This is a genomic window from Raskinella chloraquaticus (SeqCode) (assembly GCF_021731865.1).
Lineage (GTDB): Bacteria > Pseudomonadota > Alphaproteobacteria > Rhizobiales > UBA4765 > Raskinella > Raskinella chloraquaticus.
The window spans coordinates 1-25,563 of record NZ_JAKFWN010000005.1; the positions used below are offsets into that span (position 1 = coordinate 1).

Here is a 25,563-nt window from a genome sequence, read left to right on the forward strand (position 1 = left end):
ATGTTGGCGCTACTGATTTCGTGCGCTGTCTGCCCAATGGCTGCGTGGCCGAAGCCCGGTTGACTGACGAATTGTTGGGCAAGCTGAAAGCGGGAAAAGCAGCCACTTTCATTATTTTCCAAACGCCAGAGGAAGGGGTCGGCGTCCCGGTTTCGCTTGAGGGTTTTGCAACCGGCTATGATGCCCTCAAATGACGATTGCCGAACCCCACGCGCCAGAATTCGCGGCCGGGCGTGCCTGCCCGCTGGACTATCTGACGCCGCTCACCAGCTTCCGGCGCGCGGCTGATATCAAGGCGTCGACGGTTTACGTCGTGGGCGGGCTTTATGGCAATATCTTCGCACTCGATGCGGTGGAAGCGCTTGCCACCCGGGAGCCCGGCGCAAAGCTTGTCTTCAACGGCGATTGCCACTGGTTTGACCGCGACCTGGCACTTTTCTCCACGATCGAACAAAGGCTGGCGCCCTATCTGCTTCTGCGCGGCAATGTCGAAACCGAGATCAGCCGTGATCGCGATATCGGCGCCGGCTGCGGGTGTGCCTATCCAACGAATGTCGATCAGGGCATCGTTGATCGCTCCAACCGCATTCTTGCAAGCCTTGCGGTCATGCTTGCTGACCAGCCGGCATTGCGGGCCCGTCTGGCGTCCCGTCCGGCGACCGCCATCGCCGATATCGGCGGCACGCGGGTTGGTATCGTTCATGGCGATGCTCATTCTCTTGCCGGCTGGAGTTTTGACCGCGGACCGCTGGACGATCCGGCGATGGATCAGGACCGCCGGACCATCCAGGAGGAAACCGGGATTTCCATTTTCGCCAGCACGCATACATGCACAGCTGTGATGCGTCATTTTTCCGGCTTCGGGGGCGCCATGACGATTGCCAATAATGGCGGCGCCGGCCTGCCTAATTTTGGCGGTTCGCGGTATGGTCTCGTCACCCGGCTGTCGATCCGTCCGGCGCCGTTCGATACGTTGTACGGGGTTTGCCACGGCAACCTCCATATCGATGCCGTGGCGCTCGCTTATGATCACGCCGCCTTTCTGGCGCAGTTTGACCAGCTATGGCCGGCAGGATCAGATGCAGCCCTGTCCTATCGCCAGCGTATCCTCGGCGATATGGCGCACAGCGTGGCCGATGCCGCACCGCTTTCTGCAACCGCAAGGACACATGCCCGTGGATGATGCCGCACCTGTTTCCCTGCTCGCCGCACATGGCCTTGATGCAGAAGAGGCCAGACGATTGATTGCACCAGCCTTTGTTGGCGCCGATGATGGTGAACTCTTTATCGAACGTCAGCTCAGTGAGATGCTCGGCTTTGACAATGGCCGGCTGAAAACCGCCAATTTCGACAGCAGCCAGGGCTTTGGCTTGCGGGCGGTGAGCGGCGAGATTGCCGGTTACGCCCATTCGACCGAGATATCGCATGCAGCACTTGGGCGCGCGGTCGTTGCCGTTTCGAATGTGACGCGCGGGCGCAGCGGTGCCATGGCGCCGGCGCCGACGCGCCGCAATGAGGCGCTTTACGGAACGGAAAATCCCATCGACAAGCCGGCCTTTGGCGAGAAGGTGGCGCTGTTGCAGCAAATCGATGCTTATGCGCGCCAGCAGGACAGCCGGGTCATTCAGGTCAGCGTCTCGCTGGGTGCGAGCTGGCAGCATATCGAAATCCTGCGGGCCGATGGCTGGCGCCAGCACGATATCCGTCCCCTCACCCGCCTCAACGTCGCGGTGGTGGTGGAGGAAGGCGGGCGGCGCGAGAGCGGCAGTTTTGGCATGGGCGGGCGGTGTGGCTACGGCGAATTCATCAGCCAGACCGCGTGGCAGGACGCAGTCGGCGAGGCACTCCGCCAGGCCCTCGTCAATCTGCGCTCGGTTCCAGCACCTGCCGGGGAATTCGACGTCGTGCTCGGGCCGGGATGGCCGGGCGTGATGCTGCACGAAGCGGTCGGGCATGGGCTTGAAGGCGATTTCAACCGCAAAAAGACATCGGCCTTTTCCGGCCTGATGGGCGAGCGTGTCGCCGCCAGAGGCGTGACGGTTGTCGATGACGGGACCATCGCCGGGCGGCGCGGCTCGCTCACGATTGATGATGAGGGAACACCGACGCGGCGCACCGTTCTGATCGATGACGGCATTCTTGTCGGCTACATGCAGGACCGCCAGAACGCCCGGCTGATGGGGACGGTGTCGACTGGCAATGGCAGGCGCGAAAGCCATGCCCATCTGCCGATGCCGCGCATGACCAACACCTTCATGCTGGCCGGCGCCCATGAACCCGATGAGATCATCGCCAGTGTCAGGAACGGCGTTTATGCGGTCAGCTTCGGCGGCGGCCAGGTTGATATCACCTCCGGCAAATACGTCTTCCAGTGCACCGAAGCCTATCGCATCGAGAACGGGCGCATCGGTGCGCCGCTCAAGGGCGCCATGCTGATCGGTGACGGGCCAAACGATCTCAAGCGCATCACCATGGTCGGCCATGATCTGGCGCTTGACCGCGGCATCGGCACATGTGGCAAGGCCGGCCAGGGCGTACCGGTCGGCGTCGGCCAGCCGACCTTGAAGATGGAAGGCGTGACCGTTGGCGGAACGGGATGATGGTGGCCGAAGTCAGACGATGATGCGTCGGTAGAGATGCCACGTCGCATGGCCGAAAACCGGCAGAACCAGCGCTAATCCGGCAAGAAAAGGCAGGGAGCCGATCATCAGCCCGACGGCGATGATGAGGCCCCACAGGCCGAGATTGACCGGATTGCGCGCCACCGCCGTGAGCGAGGCGATGACGGCCTCGGGCGCGCTCACATGGCGATCCACAATCATCGGGAAGGAAACGATGCTGATGGCCAGCGCCAAAATGCTGAAGGCGAGACCCGCCAGATTGCCCATGATGATGAGGTGCCAGCCACGCGAGGTGGTCAGCACATCGACGATGAACCCCATCATCGAACCGGGTATCTGCGTGCCGTAAGTGTTCTGGTAGATCAGGTTGGCAACGACAATCCAGGCGATAAAGAGGCCGGTCAGCGCCGCCCCGAGTGCCAGGAGGGCGCCGGCGCCCGGACCGCGCAACACCGACAGCGCATCGGCAGCGCTGACCGCTTCGCCCTTTTCGCGGCGGCGGCTCAACTCATAAAGCCCGATGGCGGCAAAGGGACCGATCAGGGCAAAGCCCGCAGCCAGCGGAAACAGAAGCGGCAGGACATCATAGCCGAAGGCCAGGCGGCACAGGATGATGCCGGCAACGGGGTAGACAAGGCAGAGAAAGATGCCGTGGGATGGAAAGGCTTTGAAATCGTCAAACCCCCGGCTGAGAGCGATCCTGATATCATCGAAGGTGATCGATCGGATCGTGTAATCGCCGGTCATCATCGGCGGCCTTGAGGCCACATGTGTCTCACTCATCCTCGGTCTCCGTTTACTCTCCGTCCAACCTCATATCCTTCGCTTGTCGACGCGGCACTTCACCGCGGCGGTCAATTCACCAGGTGCGCAACTGTGCCAGGCAGCGCTGCAGACGATCCGCCTCCACCACGCGCCGAGCGGCAGGTCACAGTTTATTTACCATACATGGTCGAGAATAGGGCGTTCGTGTTTCTACCACGGGATCAACCGGATGGCCGCCACCCTGCTGCCGTTTATCGCCGAGGATGAATTGCAATGCGCGGTCCTCGTGCTCGACATCGCGCTGGCGCGCGGCTGCGGCTATCAGCGGGCTCTTGATTTTGCGGTGGAAAGCCTTGGCTGGCGCTCATGCGACGTTGAAATGATCGCCGGGCGGATGATCGAGAAACGCTGGCAATCACGCAGCCCGGTTACCTGCTCGCAACAATGAATTTCGGCAAGTAAATAGCCGTCTGGAGGCAATGGCGGCTCGACGGGCACGTTAAATGCGCCTATGCGGCAAGAGGGATGTCATTTGTCCCGCCCTGTGTCATGCCGTTTGCGAGCAAGCCAGCCCCATGCAGCACGAGATCGCCGCAAGTACCGATTATCTGACGCTGTCGCTGATTTTCCTGGTGGCGGCGGTGGTCGCCGTGCCGCTTGCCAAGCGGCTGAAGCTTGGCTCGGTGATGGGATATCTGGCGGCTGGCATTCTGGTCGGGCCGCAGGGGTTGCGGCTGATCGGCGAGGCGCAGACGGTTCTGCATGTCTCGGAACTGGGCATCGTCATGTTCATGTTCCTTATCGGTCTGGAGATGAAACCCTCGCGCATGTGGTCGATGCGCCGTGACATCTTCGGGCTCGGCGCCCTTCAGGTCGTGCTGACCGGGCTGGTGCTGACGCTGGTCCCGATCGGCTTTGGGCGGCCGCTTGAAGCATCCATCATCGCCGGCTTCGGTCTGGCGCTGACGTCAACGGCCATCCTCATGCAGATCCTCAATGAGCGTGCCGAGGTGCAGCAGCCGCACGGGCAGCGGGCGCTGGCGGTGTCGATCTTTCAGGATCTGACAATCGTACCGCTGCTGGCACTTGTCGCCTTCCTGTCCCCAAACGCCGCACCGAGCAGCGAAGCATGGTGGATCGGTGCTGCGAAAATCATCGGCGCGGTGCTTCTGGTCATCCTCAGCGGACGCTATGTGCTCAATCCGCTTTTTGCGGTTCTCGCCCGGGCCAATACCCGCGAGATCATGACGGCAGCAGCCTTGATGGTCGTCATCGGGGCGTCGGCGGTGATGACCCTTGCCGGCCTGTCGATGGCAACGGGCGCGTTTCTGGCCGGCGTGTTTCTGGCTGAATCACGCTTCCGCCATCAGCTGGAAGCCGACATCGAGCCGTTCCGCGGGTTGCTGATGGGCCTTTTTTTCATGTCGATCGGCATGACAATCGACCCCCAGGTTCTGGTGGGCGCCTGGTGGCGATTGCTGATTGGCATTGTGCTGCTCATTTTGCTCAAAGCCGGCGTCATGTACGGGCTGATGCGGCTTTTCGGCTATGATCACCCGCAAAGCGTGCGGGCGAGCCTGTTGATGTCGCAGGCCGGGGAATTCGGCTTCGTGCTCTTTGCCGCCGCCGTCTCGGCACAGGTGATGCCGGCCGATCTGGCCTCAATTCTCGCCGCCGTGGTCGTCCTGTCGATGGCGCTTGCCCCGTTTGTCTACCGTCTGGCCGCCCGCATCATCAGCATCGGACCAGCCAAGCCTGAACCGGAAAGCGATTTCAGCGAAGCGCGCGGGTCAGTCCTCCTGATCGGCTTTGGCCGCTTTGGTCAGGTTGCCTGCCAGTTGCTGCTGGCTGAAGGCATTGATGTCACGATCATCGACAATGATATCGAGATGATCGAAAGCGCCGGAAAATTCGGCCATCGCGTCTATTATGGCGATGGGTCGCGCTATGACGTGCTGCGGGCGGCGGGCGCCGAGCGGGCACGCCTCATCTGCATCTGCACTGACGGTCAGGAAACGACGACCCGCATCGTCGATATCTGCAAGGGCGCCTTTCCTCTGGCTCATATCTTTGCCCGTTCCTATGACCGTCGCCATACCATCGAACTGATCGAAAAAGGGGTCGATTTCGAGCTGCGGGAGCTTTACGAGAGCGCAATCGTCTTTGGCCGCTCGGCGCTGGAGCATCTGGGCCTGGAGACCGAGCGGGCGCGCGAGGTTGAAGCCGATATGCGCCAGCGCGATCAGTCGCGCCTCACCGAGCAGCGCGCCGGGGGCATACTGGCCGGCGCGGACACGCTCTATATCGGACCGGGCGTGCGTCCGGAACCCTTGACGCCGGTCAAGAAGCCAGCCTCGGTCAAGCGCCCGGCGACCGGCATCACCAAACCCGCAGCCAGCGATCCAACGCTGGTTGATGGCGGGGCGGGTCTGTGAGCGATGTCGTGACGACGCCGCCCACGGGGTCAGCGAATCCGCCCCGGCCTGCTCCTCCCGGCGTTCCTGCGGGAAAATTCACGACAGGATCGACGCTGCGCCATGTCGTGGTCATGTCTGCCACCGGCGCGGTCGGCCTGATGGCGATCTTCGTCGTTGACTTCCTCAACCTGTTTTATATTTCCCTTCTCGGCCGCCAGGAGCTGACGGCTGCGGTGGGCTATGCAAGTGCCCTCTTCTTCTTCCTCACCTCGATTGGCATCGGCCTCTCGATTGGCATCGCGGCTCTGGTATCGCGCGCGCTTGGCGGGCGCGACAGGGAGCGGGCCCGCCGTCTGTCGGCCTCCGGCCTGATCCTCGTTACCATCTTCATGACGGCGGTCAGCGCCGCCATCGCCCTTGCCCTGCCGGTTCTGGTGACATGGCTTGGTGCCGAAGGGGCCACCCGCATCATCGCCGAGCGCTTTTTGCTGATGACGCTTCCCTCCACGCCGTTTCTGGGCATCGGCATGGCGTTATCGAGCATCCTGCGCGCGGTTGGCGATGCGCGGCGCGCCATGTGGGTGACACTTGGCGGCGGGATCGCGGCGGCGATCCTTGACCCCATCCTCATTTTCGGCCTGGGGCTCGGCATTGACGGTGCGGCTATCGCCACCGTGCTGGCACGGATCGCCTTTGCCGCCATCGGCGCTTACGGCGCCGTTCATGTCCATCATCTGGTGGCAAAACCGCGGCGCAGCGATTTGCCCGCCGACGCGCTGGCGCTGAGTGCAATCGCGCTGCCCGCCATCCTCACCAATATTGCCACGCCGATTGCCAATGGCTATGTCACCTCCGCCCTGTCGGCCCATGGCGAGCCGGCGGTGGCGGCGTGGACGGTGATCGGGCGCCTGTCGCCGCTGGCCTTTGCCGGTATTTTTGCCTTGTCAGCAGCAATCGGGCCCATCATCGGACAAAATCTTGGGGCCCGCCATATCGACCGGGTGAGGGCGGTGATCACCAACAGCCTGTTTCTGACGTTTGCCTATGTACTGGCCGTATGGGCGGTTTTGATTGCCAGTGAAAATGCAATCATCGGCTATTTCGCCGCGTCTGATGAAGCTGGGCAGCTGATCCGCTTTTACTGTGAGATCGTCTCGGGGACGTTCCTGTTCATGGGCGGTCTTTTTGTTGCCAACGCCGCCTTCAACACCCTTGGCTCGGCCCTGCTTGCGACCGCCTTCAACTGGGGGCGCGCGACGCTGGGAACCATCCCGTTCGTGATGATCGGCGGGCACATGGCAGGCGCCAAGGGCGTCATGCTTGGCCAGGGCGTCGGCGGCATTGTTTTTGGCATTGCCGCCGTCGCCACAGCCTATTGGGTTATCGCTCGGTTGGATCGCTCAACAGCGCGCTGACCTCGCGGCGCAACTCGCTGCGGGCCTGCCGGCGGCCGGCGCGGCGCGCCACCAATTCGAGGCTGGGATCGTCTGCCATCGGTTGTTCGAGCGAAGCGATGACATCGCCGCGCGTCAATCCGATATCGGCCAGGGCGCGATCGTCGAGCTCAGCCAGATGATTGATCTGGGCGCGGTGGCGGAGCGCCTGGATCAGTGCGGCTGATCGGTTGCGCAAGCCGGCAAGCGCTTTTTCAAACCCGCCAGTCAGCCTGGTAACGTCGGTGATGATGCTGATTTTTGCGGAAATGTAAGACATGACCTTCGTCCTTAGTGCTTAAAGCGGTGATTTAACCTCAATCGGGGACGTCCCCACTTGACAATTGTTTTATGGCGCAGTTTCATTGATCCGTCTAATTAATTGATATCATCATAATCACCACTAAAACTGATGAATAGACCTTTGCGAGGCTCTGTCATGCCCATCCTTCTTGATCCTGATCATATGCGCACTCTGGTGGCGATTGCCGAAAGCGGCAGCTTCACGCGGGCGGCTGATGAGGTGCACAAGGCGCAATCAGCGGTGTCGATGCAGATGAAGCGGCTGGAAGATCAGCTTGGCCGGCCTCTGTTTGAGCGCGAGGGCCGGCAGTCGCGTCTGACAGCAGACGGCATGCGGCTCGTGGAATTCGCCCGACGGCTGTTGCGGCTGAACGACGAGGCGGTGGCGAGCTTTCGCGCGCCCGGCCTCAGCGGCCATGTCCGCCTGGGCACGCCAGACGATTATATGGCCAATTTCCCGCAATTACTGTCGCGCTTCGCGCGCGCTCATCCCAGCGTCGAAGTCACGGTAATGTGTGAACCGACATCGGAACTTCTCAAGCGCCTGCAGCAGGATGATGTCGATCTGGCGATCATCACCTATGTCGGGCAGACGCAGCGCGCCCGTATTTTCCGCCGCGAGCGGCTGCTGTGGGTCACCTCTGACCGCCATTCGGTGCATGAGGAGCCGACCGTACCCCTGGCGCTGGGGCGGCCTGATTGCAGCTGGCGGGCAACCGCGATCCTGGCGCTTGACAGCATCGCGCGCCGCCATCGCCTCGTATTCACCAGCTGGAACGCGCCGATTGTCGGACAGGCGATCCTGGAAGGATTTGCGGTGAGCGTTCTGCCTGAATCGGCCCTTCAACCGGGCATGCGGGTGTTGACGGCGGGCGACGGATTTCCTGAACTGCCGCCTGTCGAAATCGCGCTGGTGCGGGCTGCGGGCGCGATTAATCCGCTCGCCGAGGCGCTGGAGCGCTACATCGTCAGCGCGCTTGATAATATCGGCGGCGGCCTGCCGCTCTCGGTCGCAGCGGAGTAGAGGGATGAAAATGTTGCCAGCCCGCCATCACCGCCTCAGCGACATCAAAAGCGAGCACCTGCGCGGCGGCATGCGGCGCAAGCTGATCGTCGGGCAGAAACTGATGCTGGCCGAGGTGTGCTTTGCCAAGGGTGATGTCGTGCCGCGTCATAGTCATGAAAACGAGCAGATGACGCAGGTCATTTCAGGCGCCATGCATTTCTGGTTTGGCGACAAGGATGAGCAGGAGATCGTCCTGCGCGCCGGAGAAATCGTCACAATTCCGGCTTTCCTGCCGCATCGGGCGGATATTCTCGAAGATACCGTCTCATTTGATATCTTCACCCCGCCGCGTGCCGACTGGCTTGCCGGCACGGACGCCTATCTGCGCGGCTGACCCGCACTCTCAATAGGCATATTCGGTGAAGATCGGATCGATGCGCCCGCCCCAGGCGCCATGGAATTTGTCGAGCATTTCCTCGGCGAGCGTCTTGCCGCTGTCGATGGCCCGGTGCAAGGGATCGAGATAGACCTCCTCGGTGCCATCGCGCCCATAGCAGCTCATATCGCGGACAGCGCGGGAAGCGAGGCCTGACTGCGAGATGGCAACCGCCTGCCGTGCCAGTTCGCGCACCGTTGTTTCACGGAATCTGGTGCCGAGCGCCTGACGGGGAACCGCATCGCGCAGCGCTTGCCGCTCCTCCTGCGTCCAGTCGCGGACCATATCCCAGGCCGCATCCAGGGCGGCTGGATGATAGAGGATGCCGACCCAGAAGGCCGAAAGTGCGCATAACCGGCTCCACGGCCCGCCATCGGCCCCGCGCTGCTCGATATAACGCTTGAGACGCACTTCGGGAAAGACCGTCGAGAGATGATTGGTCCAGTCGGATTGTGTGGCGCGCTCGCCCGGCAATTGCGGCAGGCGACCGGCCAGCAAATCGCGAAAGGAGGCGCCGGCAACGTCGTGATAGGTGTCGCCACGCTTCACAAAATACATCGGCACATCAAGCGCCCAGTCGACATAGCGCTCGAAACTCATGCCGGGCTCGAACACAAACGGCACCATGCCGGCGCGCGCATTGTCGGTATCGCGCCAGATCTGCGAGCGGAACGACAAAAAGCCGTTCGGCCTGCCTTCGGTGAAGGGGGAGGCGGCAAAAAGGGCCGTGGCAATCGGCTGCAAGGCAATCGACACCCGCATCATTTTCACCATTTCAGCTTCGGAACTGAAATCGGTGTTCACCTGCACGGTCGAGGTGCGAAACATCATGTCGATGCCAAGCTTGCCCACTTTGGGCATATAGTTCGCCATGATCTTGTAGCGGCTCTTGGGCATCATCGGCGTTTCAGCGCGCGTCCAGCTGGGTGACATGCCGACGCCGAGAAAGGCGATGCCCAGCCGGTGGCCGACTTCATTGACCTGGGCGAGATGAGCGTGCACCTCGCGGCAGGTTTCATGAATATTGGACAATGGCGCACCCGAAAGCTCGAACTGCCCGCCCGGCTCCAGCGAAATCGCGCCGCCGCCGACCGGATCGGCAAGACCGATGATGTGCCTGCCATCATTGATCGGCTCCCATCCGAGCAGCCCCTCCATGCCAGTCAGGAGCGCCTCGATGCCGTGCGCCCCCTCATAGGGAACCGGCCGGTGGCCGGCGATGGTGAAAGCGAATTTTTCGTGCTCGGTACCGATGCGCCAGCGCTCGCGGGGCTTTGATCCCTTCTCGAACCAGGCGACGAGTTCATCGCGGCTCTCGATGGGCGTTGCATCTGTGCTATCGCGCGCCATTCATATCGCCCTTCAACGGTTTCAAAAGCGGGGGAACCATACAAGCCGTTTGCCAAGGCGCAAGCTGTTTTGATGCCGATCACATCTGCGTGTCTTGCCAGTCGCCGAGAGCCGACTGCACGATGGCGAGCGCGGCGACCGCCGCAGTATCAGCACGCAGAATGCGCGGCCCCAGGGACAATGGCGTGACGGCCGGGTGCGCACGCAGGTTTGAGCGCTCACCAGCGCTGAACCCCCCTTCCGGACCAATCAAAAGCGCCAGTGGCGATGGCGGGAGCAAGGACAGCTGGCGATGGGGATTTGCCAATGTGGCACCTTCATCGCCCACAAGCAGGCGCCGGGACGCCGGCCAATGCGCCAGCAGCTCCTCCAGCGTCGTCACCCCGCGCACCTCAGGCACGTTCAGTACGCCGCATTGCTCGCAGGCCTCGATGACATTGGCTGTCATGCGCTCAAGATTGACGCGGCTCGTTTGCGTATGGGCAGTGACCACCGGCTGCAAGCAATTGACCCCCATTTCGGTCGCCTTTTGCACCATATAGTCGAGGCGGGCATGTTTGAGCGGCGCAAACAGATACCACAGGTCACCGGCGGGAGGTTGCGGCCGGACGAATTCAAGAATGTCGAGCCCGCTATCGCGCTTTCCCCGCAGGCAAAAGCGCGCGCGCCATTCGCCATTGCGCCCGTCAAAGACAAGGAGCGTATCGCCGTCACGGAAGCGCAGGACATGGCGCACATAATTATTCTGCGCCGGCGTCAAGGTCAGCGCCTGGCCGATTGCCGGCACGGCATCGACGTAAAGGCGAACCGAGGTGTCATCCCCATGAGACATCGCTCTGGCTAGCGCCTAACCGCGGCGCTGCGCAAGATGGCATTCAGAGTGAGGCGATCTCAGTGGGCAGCGTTAGGCGCAGCAGCGTTGCGCGGATGGTCGCTGCGTTCAACCGGACAATTTTCACAACCCTCGGTATCGCAGAGACGGCAGATACGCACAGCCGGTTCGACGCTCTGCGTCCAGCGCGAGAGCATCTTGTCGAGCAGGCCCTCGAGCGTTTGCTGCTCGGTTTCCGACAGCGAGGACAAAAGCGCGTCGAAAACCTGCCGGCGGGCCTGCAGAATTTCGGCGCGCGCCGCCCGCCCCGCCGGGCTTAGAGTGAGGCAAACCGCGCGTTGATCGTCTGAATCGCGCTCGCGTTCCACCAACCCCTGGGCGACCAGCTTGTCGACGAGACGCACCGTCCCGGCATGAGACAGACCGATCACCTGACTCAGCCCGAGAATACGGCTGAGACCCAGCGAGGCGAGGCCCGGCTCATAGCCAAGGATGACAAGGGCGGCGGCCGTCTCCCCGCCGAAATTGACGGTCGATTCGCAAGCCCCCCGCAGCGCGTCATTGCCGGCCAGCGCAAGGGCGCCCAGCAAATTCGAACGACGTCTATGATTGATACCGCTGCACATGGACCCACCTTCACAAACGAGTAGTCTCAAACAAATCTACGTGAAGTACGAAGTCAATTACCCGTCCTACTTCACCTTTAATCTTGTTTATGCAACCCTGACGTTTATACATTATAATACTTCGTCATGTGTCGATACCATTAAATCGAGCGCTCATGCGATGATATTTATTTAATGTAATCAAATAGTTATTTTGTTGTTTCTGATTTTCAACGCGCTGCTGTCAGGCGTTTGCGGCACTGATTGCAAGCAAGAACGCCGATGCTGTTTTGGGGCGCATGTGCAACCAGCAGGCGCTGATGCCGCATGCGTCTTTTTGTCGCATAGTGGAATTTCAACGCTTTATCATCCTCAATTTGGGCGATGCCCTGGCTAAATTGGCCCGGAAGGGACGAGAGGCCGGCGTTTCCAATATCAAAACGAGTTTCGGGGAAGAGCAATAATGACAACGCTTTGAAACATGCGTCATGCCATCATGCGATAAAACTTTGATATCTGTGCCGTGAACGGTTCTGCCCCGCCGGTTTTCCCGGTTTTTATGATTGGCCCTTTTGCTGCGGCGGTCGCACGATCGCGCGTCACGACCTGCAACGCAACTTCGCCCCCTGCCCGGGATCGCCAACATGCCCTCGCCCTCTCTGCCGGATGCACCGCCAGGCAATTGGGTCGACACCAGGGCTCCTCCGGGCTGGCGCCCCTATCTGCGATTGATGCGGGCTGATCGTCCGATCGGCACCTGGCTGCTGCTCCTGCCCTGCTGGTGGGGCGCGGCCCTGGCCACCCTTCCTGACGGCGCGCCACGCCTTGATGTCGCACATCTTGCGCTCTTTGCCATCGGCGCTTTCGTGATGCGCGGCGCTGGCTGCGTGTGGAACGACATTACCGACCGCGATATCGATGCCAGGGTCGCCCGGACAGCCGGGCGCCCCCTGCCCTCAGGAGCTGTAACGGTGCGCGCCGCCTTGCTCTTCATGGCATGCCTGCTGGCGGCAGGGCTGCTGGTCCTGTTGCAGTTCAACCTGCCAGCCATCCTCATTGGCCTGTCGTCGATCCTGGTCATCGCGGCATATCCGTTCATAAAACGGATCAGCGATTTTCCCCAATTGGTGCTCGGGCTCGCCTTCAACTGGGGCGTGCTGGTGGGCTGGGCGGCGGTCCATGGCGATCTTGGCGTTGCCCCCCTCCTCCTTTACAGCGCCGGCATTGCCTGGACGCTTGGCTATGACACCATCTACGCCCTGCAGGATATCGATGATGACGCAATCGTTGGGGTGCGCTCGACGGCGCGCTATTTCGGCACCCAGGTGATGACAGCGATCAGCTTTTTTTATGCCGCAGCGATCCTGTTTGCGGTCCTGGCTCTGCTGCGCGTGACGGCGGGCCCCATCGGCTATCTTGGCGCCATCATCTTTGCGTTCATGCTGGCCCGCCAGGTGATGACGCTTGATCCATCAAACGAACGTTCGGCGCTGGCCGCCTTTCGTGCCAATCGGGCGGCAGGGCTGGTGTTTTTTTTAGCCCTTGCCGCTGATGGCTGGCTGCGCGCGAGCCTTTAGTCGTAGGAAATGATTTCGCTATCGGCGCTGAGCATGATCGGTTCGCTTGCCGGGCTGACGATACGACGGCGGGCGGCAAGAGGCCGGCGCTGCCAGCTCGCCCGCGAGCGGCGGCGGGCAAGGGTGCGGGAGATGGCGAGAGCGCCAAACGATGACGTCGCGACCTCGTCGCCCGCGCTGGTCCGCATCAACAGAGGCAGGCCCAGCTCGCGGCCCCAGCGGCGCCACTCGGCAATGACGTCGCAATCATCGCTTGCCTTGAATACCTCAACTTCCAGCCCCTTGTCAGCATGAGCAAGGACAATCCGCGCGCTGCTGACCTGGCCCTGCTCGGAAAACGTCAACTCGACGCTGACGCCCTGGTAATGGCGGAATGGAACGGTGAGAGAAATCGTCAAACCTGTGGAACTGCGATGGCGCACAACGATGGCGCGCCGCGCCGGCCACAGCGAGGCGCGGCCGCGCGAAGCGGCAATGTCACGCAGGCGGATATCGGGCACAGGCTCTTGCCAGGCTCGTTCGGGCGGAGATAGAGGGGCGGCGCCCTGCACAGACGCATGGCTGCGGCACGCGCCGCCCTCGATCGCGTATAAATGTCTCATCTTCACGCTTCCCTGTGGGGCTTTGCCCCTTATGCACCCTGTGTAGCAGGTAAACGGCGCCAAGCGCTTAATCAGCGCGGTTAACCCAAAGTGATCGGACCGGCGATCAGCAACGTAGTGAACGAAGCCTTGCACGCGCTGAGGCTTTGAAGGACAAGGGATCAACAGGGGAATCTCCATGCCATTGCAAATGCCACTCAAGGCTGCTGCCTTTTATGCCGCGCTCCATATTTTGCTGCTCGTCGTGCTCACAGGTCTCGTCATCCGCCGCCGGCGCAGCCAGCTGATCGGGATTGGTGATGGCGGCGACAAGCTGATGATGCGCTTGATCCGCGTCCACGGGAACGCGGCTGAACAGGCGGCGCCGAATTTGGCCCTCCTCATCCTGATGGGCCTGCTCGCAGCCCCGGTATGGTCGGTCCATCTGTTCGGTTTCATCAGCCTTGCCGGGCGCGTATTGCACGCCTTTGGCCTGTCGCAATCAGCCGGTGGCAGCCTCGGGCGGGTGTCCGGCATGGTCCTGACACTGAATTGCCTGATCATCGGCGCCCTCGGCCTTCTCGTGCTGGCCTTTCTTTGATGGCAAGGGGCGATGAGGATACGACGCTCAGCGGGCTGGCGGAGCGGGCATCGGCGCTCGTTCTGGCAGCGCAGCGGGCGGGTGCCGACATGGCTGACACCATCGTCGCGCGCGGGCGCTCGTTGTCGGTGAGTGTGCGCAATGGCCGGCTTGAAGACAATCAGAGCTCGGAAGGCGACCAGCTTGGCCTGCGGGTGTTCGTGGGGCGGCGCTCGGCCATTGTCTCGTCGAGCGATTGTGCGCCAGGCGGTTTTGCGGCACTTGCCGAGCGGGCGGTGGCGATGGCGCGGCTGGCGCCCGATGATGCCTTCGCCGGGCTTGCCGACCCGGCCGATCTTGCAGGTGGCGAGACCACCGACCTTGATCTCTATGACCCCTCAATCGTCGACGCGGTGCAGCTTGAGGCCGAGGCGCTTGAAGCGGAGGCGGCTGCGCTCGCTATCAAGGGCGTCACGGCATCCGGCGGGGCGCATGCCTCGCATGGCTCATATGGTGCGGTGCTGGCAACCAGCGCCGGCTTCAGCGGCGTTTATCAGCGATCGAGTTTTTCCCGCTCGGTGACGGCAATCGCCGGCGAGGGCACGGCCATGCATCGCGATGGTGATATGAGTGTCAAAATTGCCCGCGCCGACCTGGAGGCTCCCGCCAGCATCGGCCGTCTGGCGGGTGAGCGCGCCGCAGCCGGCCTCAACGCGCGCAAATTGCCAACACAGCGCATCCCCGTCATCTTCGATCGTCGTGTCTCCTCATCGCTCGCGGGCCATCTGGCGGCGGCGGTGAATGGCGCATCAATAGCTCGAAAAACCTCGTTCCTGCTGGGAAAGATCGGCGCCAAGCTCTTTGCCGACGGCGTCGTGATCGAGGATGATCCTCTGCGCCGCAAGGGTCTGCGCTCCCGCCCCTTCGATGATGAGGGGGTGCAGAGCCGGCGCCTCAAGCTCATTGATGACGGAATCCTGCAAAGCTATCTTCTCGATAGCGCCACAGCGCGCGAACTCAACCTGCAGACAACCGGCCATGCCAGCCGCGGCAGCGGCTCGGCCCCCTCGCCCTCACCCAGCAATATCACGCTGCACAACGGGCAACGCAGCCCGCGCGAGATGATGCGCGATCTGGGCAAAGGCCTGCTGGTGACGCAGCTCATCGGCTCGGGCGTCAATCTGGTGACGGGTGACTATTCGCGCGGCTGCTGGGGCTTCTGGTTTGAAAATGGCGAGATCGTCGCGCCGGTTGCGGAAATCACCATCGCCGGCCATTTATCGACGATGTTTGCCGCCCTTGAGCCGGCCAATGATCTGGAGATGAAATTCTCCACCAACGCGCCCTCCTGCTACGTCGGAGACATGACGCTTGGCGGCCTCTGACGATGATGCTGATCTGGCGCTTCTGACCTCGTTTGCCCGCGAGGCGGCGGCGCTTGCGCTGACCTTTTTCGGTCAGGCGCCGAAATCATGGACCAAGAGCGGCAATTCGCCGGTGAGCGAGGCGGACATTGCCATTGACCGCCTGCTGCACGATGGCCTGCGGGCAGCCCGGCCAGCTTATGGCTGGTTGTCGGAGGAGGCGGTCGATTCTGCCGAACGTCTGAGCGCTGATACATTGTTTGTCGTTGATCCCATCGACGGTACGCGCGCCTTTCTTGCCGGCCAGGAAGACTGGACGGTGTCGCTGGCGGTCGTGCGGGAGGGGCGTCCGGTCGCCGCCTGTCTCGTGGCGCCGGTCCGCAACATCGTGTTTGAAGCGAGCCGCGGCAGGGGCACGTTCATCGGCAGCGCGCGACTGGCGGTCAGCACACTTGGAGACGCGGCAAAGGCGCGTGTTGCCAGCCCCAAAGCTCATGTTGGCGTCACTCTGCCGGCCTTCGCCGAGGCGGTGCCGCGTATTGCCTCGCTGGCGTTGAGACTTGCGAGTGTTGCCAACCAGCATATTGATGCAGCCTTTGCCGGACCCGGCGCCAAGGACTGGGATATTGCGGCTGCCGACCTTATCGTCACCGAAGCCGGCGGGCGGCTCAGCGATTTCTCCGGCCATCACCCGCTTTATAACCGGCCCGACCCCAGCCATCCCGCGCTTCTTGCGGCAGGCCCGGCCCTCCACGATGTGCTCCTGACCAGCCGCTCGTGAGCGCTGGTCCTAGGCCTCGATGCCGTCATCCGTCGCGTCATTCTCGTCAGCAAGACCAGCCTCATCGTCGCCCGGCATGACATAGGCGCCTTTGAGCCAGCGGCCCAGATCGATATCGGCGCAGCGCTTTGAACAGAAGGGGTGATAGCGCATTACCGCAAGCTTGCTGCAGATGGGGCAGGGCTTGCCGGCTGGCGCGGTCATGCCGTCAGCTCCGGGCATCAAGCCAGCCAAGACGTGTGGGGTAATGCTCGCCGCTCAGCATATTGGCGGTCTCGTGCAGGGGCAGGCCGACGACGTTGGAGTAAGAGCCCGACAGTTTGACGACGAAGCAATCGGCGATGCCCTGAATGGCATAGCCGCCAGCCTTGCCGCGCCATTCACCGGACGCAAGATAGGCCTCGACCTCGTCGCGCGACAGCCGCTTGAAGCGCAGCCTGGTCTCAACCAGACGCTGGCGCACCGACCCCTTGGGCGTGATCAGTGTCACGCTGGTCCATACGCGGTGCGAGCGCCCCGAAAGGAGACGCAGGCAGGCAGTTGCCTGCTCGATATTCTCCGCTTTTGGCAACACCCGCCGCCCCAGCGCCACCACCGTGTCGGCGGCCAGTACGAGCGCTGGATGAAGATCATTATCATCCTTCACCCGCTCATAGGTGGCGAGCGCCTTTTCTTTCGACAGGCGCGCGGCAAGCGAGCGCGGCCATTCGCCCTTGCGGGGTGTCTCGTCGATGTCGGCAGGGCGCAGCGCCTGCGGCTCGATGCCGATCTGCGCCAGAAGCGACAGGCGGCGGGGAGAGGCGGATGCAAGAATGAGCTTGGGGCGTTCGGTCATGGGTTTCGTCTAGCCGATGTCGGCACGGAAGAAAACGGCTTGCGCCATGGCGTCTGTCGCCGGGCTTTGCGTCGCTCGTCAATCGCCAGCGGCGGGCACGGGGGCAAATCGCTTGCGGATGCGGGCAAGCAGCTGGTCGCGCACTGTCCGGTAGGCGTCGAGGATCTGCTCGCGGCTGCCTTGCTGGGTGGAGGGATCAAAGGTTGGCCAATACTCGACGTCGACCGCCATGGTGCGGGTGAATTCCAGCGCCTTGTGATGGGCCTCCGGTGAAAGCGAGACCAGAAGATCGAAATTAAACCCTTCAAAATCTTCCAGCTCTTCCACCGTCTGCGCCCGGTGCTTGGCGATATCAAGGCCAAGTTCGTCCATGGCGGCAATCGTAAACCCGTCGGCCTCGCCCTTGCGCACCCCGGCTGAAGCGACGTAAAGCGATTTGCCCGCGACATAGCGCAACAAGGAGGCCGCCATCGGGGAGCGAACGGTGTTCATGCTGCACATGAACAGCACCGCCCCCGGACGCGCCGCCATCGCCGCTCAGCCTTTCCAGTACAAAACGCTGATGAGGGTAAACAGCCGCCTGGCGGTGTCATTGTCGACGGTGATCTTGCCTTTCAGTCGATCAACCAGCACCTCGGCCCCTTCATTGTGGACGCCGCGCCGTGCCATATCGATGGTCTCGATCTGCTGGGGCGAAGCGGTACGAATGGCAGAATAATAACTGTCGCAGATCGTGTAATAATCCTTGACGATGCGCCGGAACGGGGTGAGCGACAGGAGATGTGTCATCACCTTCGCCTCGCCGTCACTGATATCGAAGACGAGGCGGTTATCCTGGATCAGCAGGGTGAGCACATAAGGTCCGCCCTCATGGCCTTCCGGCGCAAAATAATTACCCTCCTTGATGTCATAGATCGCCACCGCGCGCTCATGCTCGATACCGGGAAGACCGCGCCCGATGGTGGCCTCATCGAGAATGATGTCGATCAGACGTCGCCGCTCATCTGCACTCATGGCAAACTCATTCTCCCGACAAGGCGGCAAGGCGCAGGCGAAGCGAGCGCGCATGCGCCTCAAGTCCCTCGGCCTCGGCAAGCGCGACCGCTGCCGGTCCAAGGCTCGCTAGCGCCGATGGCGGGCAGCGTAGCAGCGAGGTGCGTTTCATGAAATCAAGAACGCCAAGCCCGGAGGAGAAGCGGGCGCTGCGGCTGGTGGGCAGTACATGATTGGAGCCGCCGATATAATCGCCAACGGCCTCAGGCGTCATGGCGCCAAAGAAAATAGCACCCGCATGCCGAAGCCCGGGGCTGAGCCGCTCGGCAGTGGCGCCGATCAGTTCGAGGTGTTCAGCCGCGATCAGGTTGGCGAGCGGGATGGCATCGGCGATCTCGGCAACGACGATGATGGCGCCGAAATCACGCCAGGACGGAGCAGCGATGGCCTGGCGCGGCAGATCGGCGAGCTGGGCATCAACGGCTGCTTCCACTGCCGCAGCCAGCGGCGGGTGGTCGGTGATGAGGATGGCTTGCGCGCGCTCGTCATGCTCGGCCTGCGCCAGAAGATCAGCGGCAATCCAGGCGGGGTTGGCGCTGGCATCAGCAATCACCAGCACTTCCGAAGGCCCGGCCATCATGTCGATACCGACATCACCGAAGACCTGTTTTTTAGCGCTCGCCACATAGGCATTGCCCGGGCCGACGATCTTGGCAACCGGTGCCAGCGACGCCGTCCCGTAGGCCAAAGCGGCGATCGCCTGCGCCCCGCCGATCGTCCACACCTCATCGATCCCCGCCAGGTGGGCGGCTGCCAGCACCAGCGGCGCTACCCTGCCGCCGGGCGCTGGTACCGTCATCACCAGACGCTCGACGCCGGCTACTTTTGCGGGAATGGCGTTCATCAACACCGAGGAGGGATAGGCGGCGGTCCCGCCCGGGACATAGAGCCCGGCCGCATCAACCGGGCGCCAGCGCCAGCCAAGCTCGACGCCCAGCGCGTCCGTGAACTCGTGGTCGAGCGGCTTCTGCTGCTCGTGATAGGCGCGAATACGGCGGGCGGCGAGTTCGAGGGCAGCAAATGTCGCCGCCGGCACGCCAGCAGCTGATGCCGCCAGCGTTGCCGCAGGGACGCGCAGCTGCGCCATTGTGCTTGCGCTCGCGCCGTCGAAACGGGCGCTGTAGGCAAGCACAGCCGCATCGCCCTTATGCCTGACGGCGGCGATGATCTCGGCAACCACCGCATCCACGGATGCCTTGTCCTCGCGCCGCCCTTCAAGGAAGGTGGCGAAGCTGGCTGCAAAATCAGCTGTCGCGGCGTTCAACCTCACCGGCATCAGGCATCTGCTCCGGCAGGCGCGGCTTTTCCCATATCGCTGCACGCAGCCTCAAGGCATTCCACATCGAGACGCACATCGCGATCTCCCGTAAGCAGGATGGTGACCTGTCCGGCCGGGCGATCCGACGCGGTGAACGCGATCGCCACAATGTCAAGCCTGTCCTGGGGCCGCGAGCGGTCAATACCGCGCGTTGCCACCTTCAGCACGCGCTCGAAATGAATGCCTGTCATGCGGCGCTGCTGGCAGGGTTCACCACGCGCTGGCGCCTCGTTCATCGCCCAGGCGCTCGGCACACGCGAAGCGACCAGCGCAAAGCGTTTGTCCAGCGGCAGAAAGGCCAGATCGCCAACGGTGAGGGTCGCGCCCTGCAGATGGGCTGAAATGATCGCCAGATCTTCAGCGTCAAACGCCGCCAGTTTGAGACCATCCATGGCCATCTCCGCCTTGTCGCCGGCGCCTGGGTTGGCGCGCATAAGATTGTCCTTGTGATCTAGTGACGTTAGGGCGATGGCGCAATCGGCATCTCAGCCAAGATGCAACAGGCGCAGGATCATGCCAAGCACCGCGACAATGCCAACGGTGGTCATGATGCCGCGATGAAGAACGAACAGGAGGATGACAGCCAGCAGCGCCAGAGCAGCGGCAGCTACGTCAAGGCTCGCCAGGTGCACCCAGAAATAGCGCACCACGCCGGCGTGTCCCTCGCCAACCTCACGAAACAGCACGTTGAGAGAGAACCATAGTGTGATGAAGGCGATGACGCCGACGACCGCAGCCGTGATCCCTGACAGGGCGCCGGCCAGATGTCGGTTGCGGCGCACATCCTCGACGAAGGGCGCGCCGGCGAATATCCACAGGAAGGATGGTGCAAACGTCACCCAGCTGGCCATCAATGCGCCAAGCGCTGCTCCGGCAAGTGGCGGCAAGGGCGCTGAGGCGCGCCAGACGCCCAGAAACGCAACGAACTGGTTGACGAGGATGGTTGGCCCCGGCGTTGTCTCCGCCAGGCCCAGCCCATCGATCATTTCGCGGGCGTCTACCCACCCTTTGTCGACACCCGCCTGCGCCAGATAGGCAAGCACCGCATAGGCGCCACCAAAGGTGACAACCGCGAGTTTCGAAAAAAAGAGGCCGATATCGACCAATACATGGTGGCTGCCGAGCAGAAGCGCGGCAAGAGCAACCGGCGCCCACCACGCGATCAGACAGACGAGCGCCGCCTGAAAGGCGCGCCGCGCCCGTCCGGGCGGGGCAGGATCAACCGCCATGGCGGGTGATACGGGCGCTGTCCGCGCCGCAATCAGCGCGCCGATGACAGCAGCGCTCGCGATGATGAGCGGAAACGGCAGATCAAGCAGCAGGATGGCACCGAGCGCCGCACCGGCCAGCACATAATAAGGCCAGCTCTTGAGGCCGCGCCGGGCAATTTTGAGGAGGGCATGGACGACAATGGCCAGCACGGCGGCCTTGATGCCGAAGAAGAGACCGTCGATGACATCAAGGCCGCTCCCCAGCGCATAGAGGAACGACAGGGCGAGCATCATCACCGCGCCCGGCACGACAAAGAGAATGCCGGCGGCAAGCCCGCCGCGCACCCCGTGCATCAGCCAGCCGATATAGGTCGCAAGCTGCTGGGCTTCCGGGCCCGGCAGCAGCGTGCAGTAATTGAGGGCGTGGATGTAGCGCTCCTCATCGAGCCATTTTTTTTCCTCGACGATGATCTTGTGCATCATGGCGATCTGGCCGGCAGCTCCGCCAAAGGAGATGAAACCGATTTTCGTGAAGGTGGCGACAAGATCGCGAAAGCTCGGTTCTGCTGTCGTGCTGTTTGCCGAAAACGCATCCATTATACGCGCCCTCCCGCCTTCGGTGGCCAGTTATGCGGTTCTTCAGCGGCAAAGCGTAGATAAGCGTAAAGCCCGTCATAGAGGTGAAAGCCGCGCTCCAGCATGACGCGATCATCTCCTTCGAGTGCCGACAGGCCAAGCGAGATTGACAAAAGTCCACCAGCCTCGCGCGCAAGATCAAGATTGGCTGTGTCAGCTCCACGCACGATCTCGGCAAGTCGCCGCAACGCGGCGTCTGCGACATCGTAGCGATCAAGAAGCGTATCAAACGAGCAGCGTGGACCGTCATGGGTCACCGCAGCCCCTTCGACATCGAAGGCGATGGCGTGCATGTCCTCGGCGATCGCCAGAACATAAGCGCCTTCAACAAAGAGGAACCGGGCATTTGGATCGACGAAGCGGCGGATGAACCATGGGCAGGCGACGCGGTCGATCTTGGGGCGACGGCGCGTCACCCATAAAGTGCCGGCGCCGTATCGTGCTTCAGCGTCGGGTGCGCGCGCAATCAGGACACCGCCGGCCGACTCCCAGGCATCGATGCCGCCTTCGAGCCAGGCCGCCTGATAGCCCTGGCTGCGCAACAGGCTCGCCGCCATCTGGCTGACATGGTGCCCGTGGACGCAGTAACAGACGATACCTCTGGAAACATCGCCGGTGAGCGCTGCCGCAGGATCGCTGTGCAATGCGCGCCGTGCCGCCGGAAGCACCCAGCGGGAAGCATTGAATGCGCTCTCGCGTCGGACATCAAGGATGAGTGGCGCCTTGTCGCTGCCGAGGATATTCGACAGGGCAGACGCCGAAAGGGAGTCGGAGTTGAACGTGTCATTGCCAAGCATGGCGCTGGCCTCCCATGATGGGACCAGCGGTGCTTGGAGCCGGGGGCTCTTGAAAGGCCGGGAGACCGCATCGCCCCGACGTCTGCTGCAATAGCGGCCAACCAGCCAGTTGGCAAGCCGACTATGAACTGCTCGCCAGCCGCTCGATCTGCGCCCCGCAACGTCCAAGCTTGTCCTCGATGCGCTCAAAGCCGCGATCAAGATGATAGATCCGGTTGACCGTTGTTGTACCTTCAGCCGCAAGGCCGGCAATGACGAGCGACACGGACGCACGCAGATCGGTTGCCATCACCGGCGCACCCTTCAGCCGCTCGGTTCCGGTGACATGCGCCACGTCGCCGTCAAGGGTGATACGCGCACCCAGCCGCGCCAGCTCCTGCACATGCATGAAGCGATTTTCGAAGATGGTCTCGCGGATGCGTGAAACGCCCTTCGCCCGGGTCATGAGCGCCATAAACTGCGCCTGCAAATCGGTCGGGAAACCGGGGAACGGCTCAGTCGTGATATCGGCCGCCGCGATGCCATGGCCGTTGCGCATGACCCGGATCCCCTCATTGCTTTCGATCATCTCGACGCCGGTTTGGCGCAGCACCGCGATCGGCTCCTGGAGCGTGTCAGCCCGTGCGCCTTCAAGCAACACATCGCCCCCAGTCATCGCCACCGCCATCGCATACGTGCCTGTCTCGATGCGGTCCGGCAGAACCGGATGGCGGGCAGCACCAAGCGAGGTGACACCCTTGATGCGGATCTGCGGCGTGCCGGCGCCTTCGATGCGCGCGCCCATGGCAGTCAGGCATCGGGCGAGATCGACCACTTCCGGCTCCGCCGCCGCATTGTTGATCACCGTATCGCCGTGCGCCAGACTGGCCGCCATCATCAGCACATGGGTGGCGCCGACCGAGACACGCGGCAGATGGATCGTGCCGCCCCTCAGTCCCTTCGGCGCTTCGGCAACCACGTAGCCGCTGTCAAGATCAATATCCGCCCCCAGCGCCTTGAGACCGTCGAGGAAGAAATCGACCGGACGCGTGCCAATGGCGCAGCCGCCTGGCAGCGATACCCGCGCCGCGCCCATGCGGGCAAGAAGCGGACCAATCACCCAGAAGCTCGCGCGCATTCGCGACACCAGATCGTAAGGGGCGGTCGTATCAACAATGACGGGCGCGGCCAGCCGCACCGTCTCGCCGCTGAAATCAGCCTGACCCGAGCGTTTGCCGCTGACCGTGACGTCGACGCCATGATTGCCCAGAATGCGCTTCAGCAGCGCCACATCCGCCAGCCGCGGCACGTTGTCGAGCACCAGCTCCTCAGCTGTCAGCAGGCTTGCAATCATCAGCGGCAACGCGGCATTCTTGGCCCCGGAAATGGCGATACGCCCGTTCAGGCGCTCGCCGCCGGTGATCCTGATGCTTTCCATGGCGTTATCCTTCGTTAGCTTGTGATACGGGCGCCGTTGTCTCTGGTGCGTTGGCCGCATCAGTGCCTTGCGTGACGCTTGTGTCGGATTCGCGGCGCGCGCGCGACTGCGCCTTGCGGCGGAAAAGATTGGCGCGTAACGCCGCCGCCTGGCGTTCGGCGCGACGACGTTGTGCGACCTCGCCGCGCGTCAGCTCCTCCGCATTGTCACCGTCGCTTGCCATAGGCGGCTTGTAGACAACTTGCCCCCGCTCGTTAAGCGAATTTGTACGCCCGGCAACAAGCACCCGCCATGCCGGCCCTGCTGCCTGATCATCCGACGTTCAGTTTTGCCACCATAAATGAAAAGAAAAGTCTGATCATATGGGAATTTGGGTGTTGCGGACGCTCAACTCGGTCTATGCATCCAGGCTGTACGCGGGCGATAAATAGGTGGCGGCTTGACGGTCTATCTGCCCATTGCCGAACTGACGGTGAATTTGTTTCTCATCCTCGGCATCGGTACGGCGGTTGGGTTTATCTCCGGCCTCTTCGGGGTCGGAGGGGGATTTCTGTTGACCCCTTTGCTCATCTTCTCCGGGATTTCGCCGGCTGTTGTCGTGGCGTCCGAAGCCAGCCAGATCGCCGCAACCGCCTTTTCCGGCGCCCTTGCCTATGCCCGTCGCTCGCTGATCGATTATCGCCTGGGCGCTGTTCTGGTGTCGGGAGGCGTTGCCGGCTCCTTGCTGGGCGTCTGGCTGTTTTCCCTGCTGCGCCGCGTTGGGCAGCTCGATTTTGCCATTGGCATTGCCTACCTCATCCTGCTCGGTGGCATCGGTATCCTCATGCTGAAGGAAGCGGTCGGGACGATGCGCGCCAAGCTGTCCGGCGCCCCCCCTCCAGCCTTGCGCAAGGGAGGCGACCATGGCTGGGCACATGGCCTGCCCTTCAAGATGCGTTTCCACAAATCCAAGCTCTATATGAGCGTCCTGCCGATCATCGCCCTGGGCGCGGCGATCGGCATGATTGGCTCGGTGCTCGGGGTGGGCGGCGGTTTTCTCACCGTTCCAGCCCTGATCTACCTCTTCCGCGTGCCAACCACAGTCGCCATTGGCGTGTCCCTGTTCTACACCGTGATCACCATGTCGGCGGCGTCCCTGCTGCATGCAACCACCAATCTGACCGTCGACATCGTCCTCTCCCTTCTGCTGATGATCGGCGGCGTGGTCGGCGCGCAATATGGTGCCTCCGTTGGCCAGCAGATGAAGGGCGAGGAATTGCGAGCGCTGCTTGCTCTCCTCATCCTGGCGGTAGCCGGCCGCTTCTTCTACGAGTTCGTTGCTATTCCCGAGCGCCTCTATTCGATTTCTATCCCGGATGTCTGGTCATGAGCGTGCCCGGGCGGATGCTGCTGCTGGGCGTGCTGCTTGCCAACCTGTCCCTTGCTGGCCTCGCCTTGCCCGCCCGTGCCGAGAAGCTTGTCGTCGTCCTCGCGGCGGAGCGCATCGGCATCACGTCGAGTTTTTCAGGAACCCAGGTAGTGGCGATCACCGTGGTTGAGCGCGATGGCCAGAGCATCTCGCGCAGCGGTGCCTATGATGCGGTGGCGCTGATCCGCGGCCCGGAACGCACGCAGGTGACGCGCAGAAAAGTGCGTTGGGCCGGCC

General features: G+C 62.6%; 31 protein-coding genes. 14 read left to right on the plus strand and 17 right to left on the minus strand.

All coding sequences use genetic code 11. From position 1 onward, the window contains the following. The 3 genes from ACINK1_RS02635 to tldD form a co-directional block, all read left to right on the plus strand. Positions 1–194, plus strand: a 194-nt coding sequence (locus tag ACINK1_RS02635; protein WP_395759965.1) for an invasion associated locus B family protein, incomplete at its 5' end; no start/stop codon positions are given. Continuing rightward, positions 191–1,183, plus strand: coding sequence for a hypothetical protein (locus ACINK1_RS02640; RefSeq protein WP_376802105.1), 993 nt, complete (start codon positions 191–193; stop codon positions 1,181–1,183). The genes ACINK1_RS02635 and ACINK1_RS02640, both read left to right, overlap by 4 nt. After that, on the plus strand, positions 1,176–2,600 hold the full coding sequence (gene tldD / locus ACINK1_RS02645; RefSeq protein WP_376802106.1) for a metalloprotease TldD: 1,425 nt from the start codon (positions 1,176–1,178) through the stop codon (positions 2,598–2,600). Before ACINK1_RS02640 ends, tldD begins: the two co-directional genes overlap by 8 nt. Positions 2,601–2,612: 12 nt before the next feature. Here tldD and ACINK1_RS02650 read toward each other — a convergent pair whose 3' ends face one another. Further along, complete coding sequence (locus ACINK1_RS02650) at positions 2,613–3,404, minus strand: DUF2189 domain-containing protein (protein WP_376802107.1); 792 nt, start codon at positions 3,402–3,404, stop codon at positions 2,613–2,615. 211 nt (positions 3,405–3,615) lie between these two features. Between ACINK1_RS02650 and ACINK1_RS02655 the strand changes: the two genes are divergently transcribed. From ACINK1_RS02655 to ACINK1_RS02665, 3 genes are all read left to right on the plus strand, one after another. After that, a complete protein-coding gene (locus tag ACINK1_RS02655) occupies positions 3,616–3,834 on the plus strand; it encodes a hypothetical protein (protein ID WP_376802108.1) in 219 nt (72 codons plus the stop codon). A 127-nt stretch (positions 3,835–3,961) separates the two neighbouring features. Beyond that, positions 3,962–5,821, plus strand: a complete 1,860-nt coding sequence (locus ACINK1_RS02660; RefSeq protein ID WP_376802109.1) for a monovalent cation:proton antiporter-2 (CPA2) family protein — start codon at positions 3,962–3,964, stop codon at positions 5,819–5,821. An 8-nt stretch (positions 5,822–5,829) separates the two neighbouring features. Continuing rightward, entirely contained in the window at positions 5,830–7,218 is a 1,389-nt protein-coding gene (locus ACINK1_RS02665) for an MATE family efflux transporter (protein WP_376803092.1), read from the plus strand. Here the strand turns inward: ACINK1_RS02665 and ACINK1_RS02670 are convergent. Beyond that, entirely contained in the window at positions 7,184–7,516 is a 333-nt protein-coding gene (locus tag ACINK1_RS02670) for a DUF1127 domain-containing protein (protein WP_376802111.1), read from the minus strand. The genes ACINK1_RS02665 and ACINK1_RS02670 overlap by 35 nt on opposite strands. Positions 7,517–7,675: 159 nt before the next feature. On the opposite strand from ACINK1_RS02670, the gene ACINK1_RS02675 reads away from it, so the two are divergent. Both ACINK1_RS02675 and ACINK1_RS02680 read left to right on the plus strand, forming a co-directional pair. Beyond that, entirely contained in the window at positions 7,676–8,563 is an 888-nt protein-coding gene (locus ACINK1_RS02675; RefSeq protein WP_376802112.1) for a LysR substrate-binding domain-containing protein, read from the plus strand. Positions 8,564–8,567: 4 nt separating this feature from the next. Beyond that, entirely contained in the window at positions 8,568–8,939 is a 372-nt protein-coding gene (locus ACINK1_RS02680; protein WP_376802113.1) for a cupin domain-containing protein, read from the plus strand. A gap of 9 nt (positions 8,940–8,948) precedes the next feature. On the opposite strand, the gene ACINK1_RS02685 is transcribed toward ACINK1_RS02680, so the two are convergent. The 4 genes from ACINK1_RS02685 to ACINK1_RS02700 all read right to left on the minus strand — a co-directional run bounded on the left by ACINK1_RS02685 (position 8,949) and on the right by ACINK1_RS02700 (position 12,238). Next, on the minus strand, positions 8,949–10,331 hold the full coding sequence (locus tag ACINK1_RS02685) for a glutamate--cysteine ligase (RefSeq protein ID WP_376802114.1): 1,383 nt from the start codon (positions 10,329–10,331) through the stop codon (positions 8,949–8,951). A gap of 79 nt (positions 10,332–10,410) precedes the next feature. After that, positions 10,411–11,163 carry a 16S rRNA (uracil(1498)-N(3))-methyltransferase gene (locus tag ACINK1_RS02690; protein ID WP_376802115.1) on the minus strand — a complete coding sequence of 251 codons (753 nt, stop codon included), beginning with the start codon at positions 11,161–11,163 and terminating at the stop codon, positions 10,411–10,413. Between the two features lie 59 nt (positions 11,164–11,222). Next, a complete protein-coding gene (locus tag ACINK1_RS02695) occupies positions 11,223–11,789 on the minus strand; it encodes a MarR family winged helix-turn-helix transcriptional regulator (RefSeq protein ID WP_376803091.1) in 567 nt (188 codons plus the stop codon). Positions 11,790–11,998: 209 nt separating this feature from the next. Beyond that, positions 11,999–12,238 carry a hypothetical protein gene (locus ACINK1_RS02700; protein ID WP_376802117.1) on the minus strand — a complete coding sequence of 80 codons (240 nt, stop codon included), beginning with the start codon at positions 12,236–12,238 and terminating at the stop codon, positions 11,999–12,001. A gap of 174 nt (positions 12,239–12,412) precedes the next feature. Between ACINK1_RS02700 and ubiA the strand changes: the two genes are divergently transcribed. Next, positions 12,413–13,345 (plus strand): 4-hydroxybenzoate octaprenyltransferase, encoded by a 933-nt coding sequence (ubiA, locus tag ACINK1_RS02705; RefSeq protein ID WP_376802118.1) that lies wholly within the window; start codon positions 12,413–12,415, stop codon positions 13,343–13,345. Here the strand turns inward: ubiA and ACINK1_RS02710 are convergent. Beyond that, a complete protein-coding gene (locus ACINK1_RS02710) occupies positions 13,342–13,947 on the minus strand; it encodes a DUF6101 family protein (protein ID WP_376802119.1) in 606 nt (201 codons plus the stop codon). The genes ubiA and ACINK1_RS02710 overlap by 4 nt on opposite strands. Positions 13,948–14,125: 178 nt before the next feature. Between ACINK1_RS02710 and ACINK1_RS02715 the strand changes: the two genes are divergently transcribed. The 3 genes from ACINK1_RS02715 to ACINK1_RS02725 are packed head-to-tail and all read left to right on the plus strand — an operon-like array spanning position 14,126 to position 16,651. After that, entirely contained in the window at positions 14,126–14,527 is a 402-nt protein-coding gene (locus ACINK1_RS02715; protein WP_376802120.1) for an MAPEG family protein, read from the plus strand. After that, positions 14,527–15,891, plus strand: coding sequence for a TldD/PmbA family protein (locus tag ACINK1_RS02720; RefSeq protein ID WP_376802121.1), 1,365 nt, complete (start codon positions 14,527–14,529; stop codon positions 15,889–15,891). Before ACINK1_RS02715 ends, ACINK1_RS02720 begins: the two co-directional genes overlap by 1 nt. Continuing rightward, complete coding sequence (locus tag ACINK1_RS02725; protein WP_376802122.1) at positions 15,878–16,651, plus strand: 3'(2'),5'-bisphosphate nucleotidase CysQ; 774 nt, start codon at positions 15,878–15,880, stop codon at positions 16,649–16,651. The genes ACINK1_RS02720 and ACINK1_RS02725 overlap by 14 nt, the downstream gene beginning before the upstream one ends. A 9-nt stretch (positions 16,652–16,660) precedes the next feature. On the opposite strand, the gene ACINK1_RS02730 is transcribed toward ACINK1_RS02725, so the two are convergent. The 10 genes from ACINK1_RS02730 to ACINK1_RS02775 form a co-directional block, all read right to left on the minus strand. Beyond that, positions 16,661–16,855: a DNA gyrase inhibitor YacG gene (locus ACINK1_RS02730; protein ID WP_376802123.1), complete on the minus strand. Its 195-nt coding sequence runs from the start codon at positions 16,853–16,855 to the stop codon at positions 16,661–16,663. 4 nt (positions 16,856–16,859) lie between these two features. Further along, complete coding sequence (locus ACINK1_RS02735; RefSeq protein ID WP_376802124.1) at positions 16,860–17,486, minus strand: Maf-like protein; 627 nt, start codon at positions 17,484–17,486, stop codon at positions 16,860–16,862. A gap of 78 nt (positions 17,487–17,564) precedes the next feature. Then, entirely contained in the window at positions 17,565–18,017 is a 453-nt protein-coding gene (locus ACINK1_RS02740) for a low molecular weight phosphatase family protein (protein WP_376802125.1), read from the minus strand. Between the two features lie 6 nt (positions 18,018–18,023). Continuing rightward, the gene (locus ACINK1_RS02745; protein WP_376802126.1) at positions 18,024–18,500 is read right to left on the minus strand and encodes a UPF0262 family protein; all 477 of its coding nucleotides are present in this window, start codon (positions 18,498–18,500) and stop codon (positions 18,024–18,026) included. A gap of 7 nt (positions 18,501–18,507) precedes the next feature. After that, on the minus strand, positions 18,508–19,815 hold the full coding sequence (gene hisD / locus ACINK1_RS02750) for a histidinol dehydrogenase (protein WP_376802127.1): 1,308 nt from the start codon (positions 19,813–19,815) through the stop codon (positions 18,508–18,510). Next, positions 19,815–20,291, minus strand: coding sequence for a DUF2948 family protein (locus tag ACINK1_RS02755; protein WP_376802128.1), 477 nt, complete (start codon positions 20,289–20,291; stop codon positions 19,815–19,817). Before ACINK1_RS02755 ends, hisD begins: the two co-directional genes overlap by 1 nt. 51 nt (positions 20,292–20,342) lie before the next feature. After that, positions 20,343–21,665: a chromate efflux transporter gene (chrA, locus tag ACINK1_RS02760; protein ID WP_376802129.1), complete on the minus strand. Its 1,323-nt coding sequence runs from the start codon at positions 21,663–21,665 to the stop codon at positions 20,343–20,345. Then, on the minus strand, positions 21,665–22,501 hold the full coding sequence (locus tag ACINK1_RS02765; RefSeq protein WP_376802130.1) for a chromate resistance protein ChrB domain-containing protein: 837 nt from the start codon (positions 22,499–22,501) through the stop codon (positions 21,665–21,667). The genes chrA and ACINK1_RS02765 overlap by 1 nt, the downstream gene beginning before the upstream one ends. Positions 22,502–22,622: 121 nt before the next feature. Then, on the minus strand, positions 22,623–23,918 hold the full coding sequence (gene murA, locus ACINK1_RS02770) for a UDP-N-acetylglucosamine 1-carboxyvinyltransferase (RefSeq protein WP_376802131.1): 1,296 nt from the start codon (positions 23,916–23,918) through the stop codon (positions 22,623–22,625). A gap of 4 nt (positions 23,919–23,922) precedes the next feature. After that, positions 23,923–24,141, minus strand: a complete 219-nt coding sequence (locus ACINK1_RS02775; protein WP_376802132.1) for a hypothetical protein — start codon at positions 24,139–24,141, stop codon at positions 23,923–23,925. Between the two features lie 216 nt (positions 24,142–24,357). Here ACINK1_RS02775 and ACINK1_RS02780 point away from each other — a divergent pair, with 216 nt between their 5' ends. Together ACINK1_RS02780 and ACINK1_RS02785 are read left to right on the plus strand one after the other, a co-directional pair. Further along, complete coding sequence (locus ACINK1_RS02780) at positions 24,358–25,287, plus strand: sulfite exporter TauE/SafE family protein (protein ID WP_376802133.1); 930 nt, start codon at positions 24,358–24,360, stop codon at positions 25,285–25,287. Further along, a partial coding sequence (locus tag ACINK1_RS02785; protein WP_395759966.1) for a TIGR02186 family protein occupies positions 25,284–25,563 on the plus strand: 280 nt, incomplete at its 3' end. The genes ACINK1_RS02780 and ACINK1_RS02785, both read left to right, overlap by 4 nt.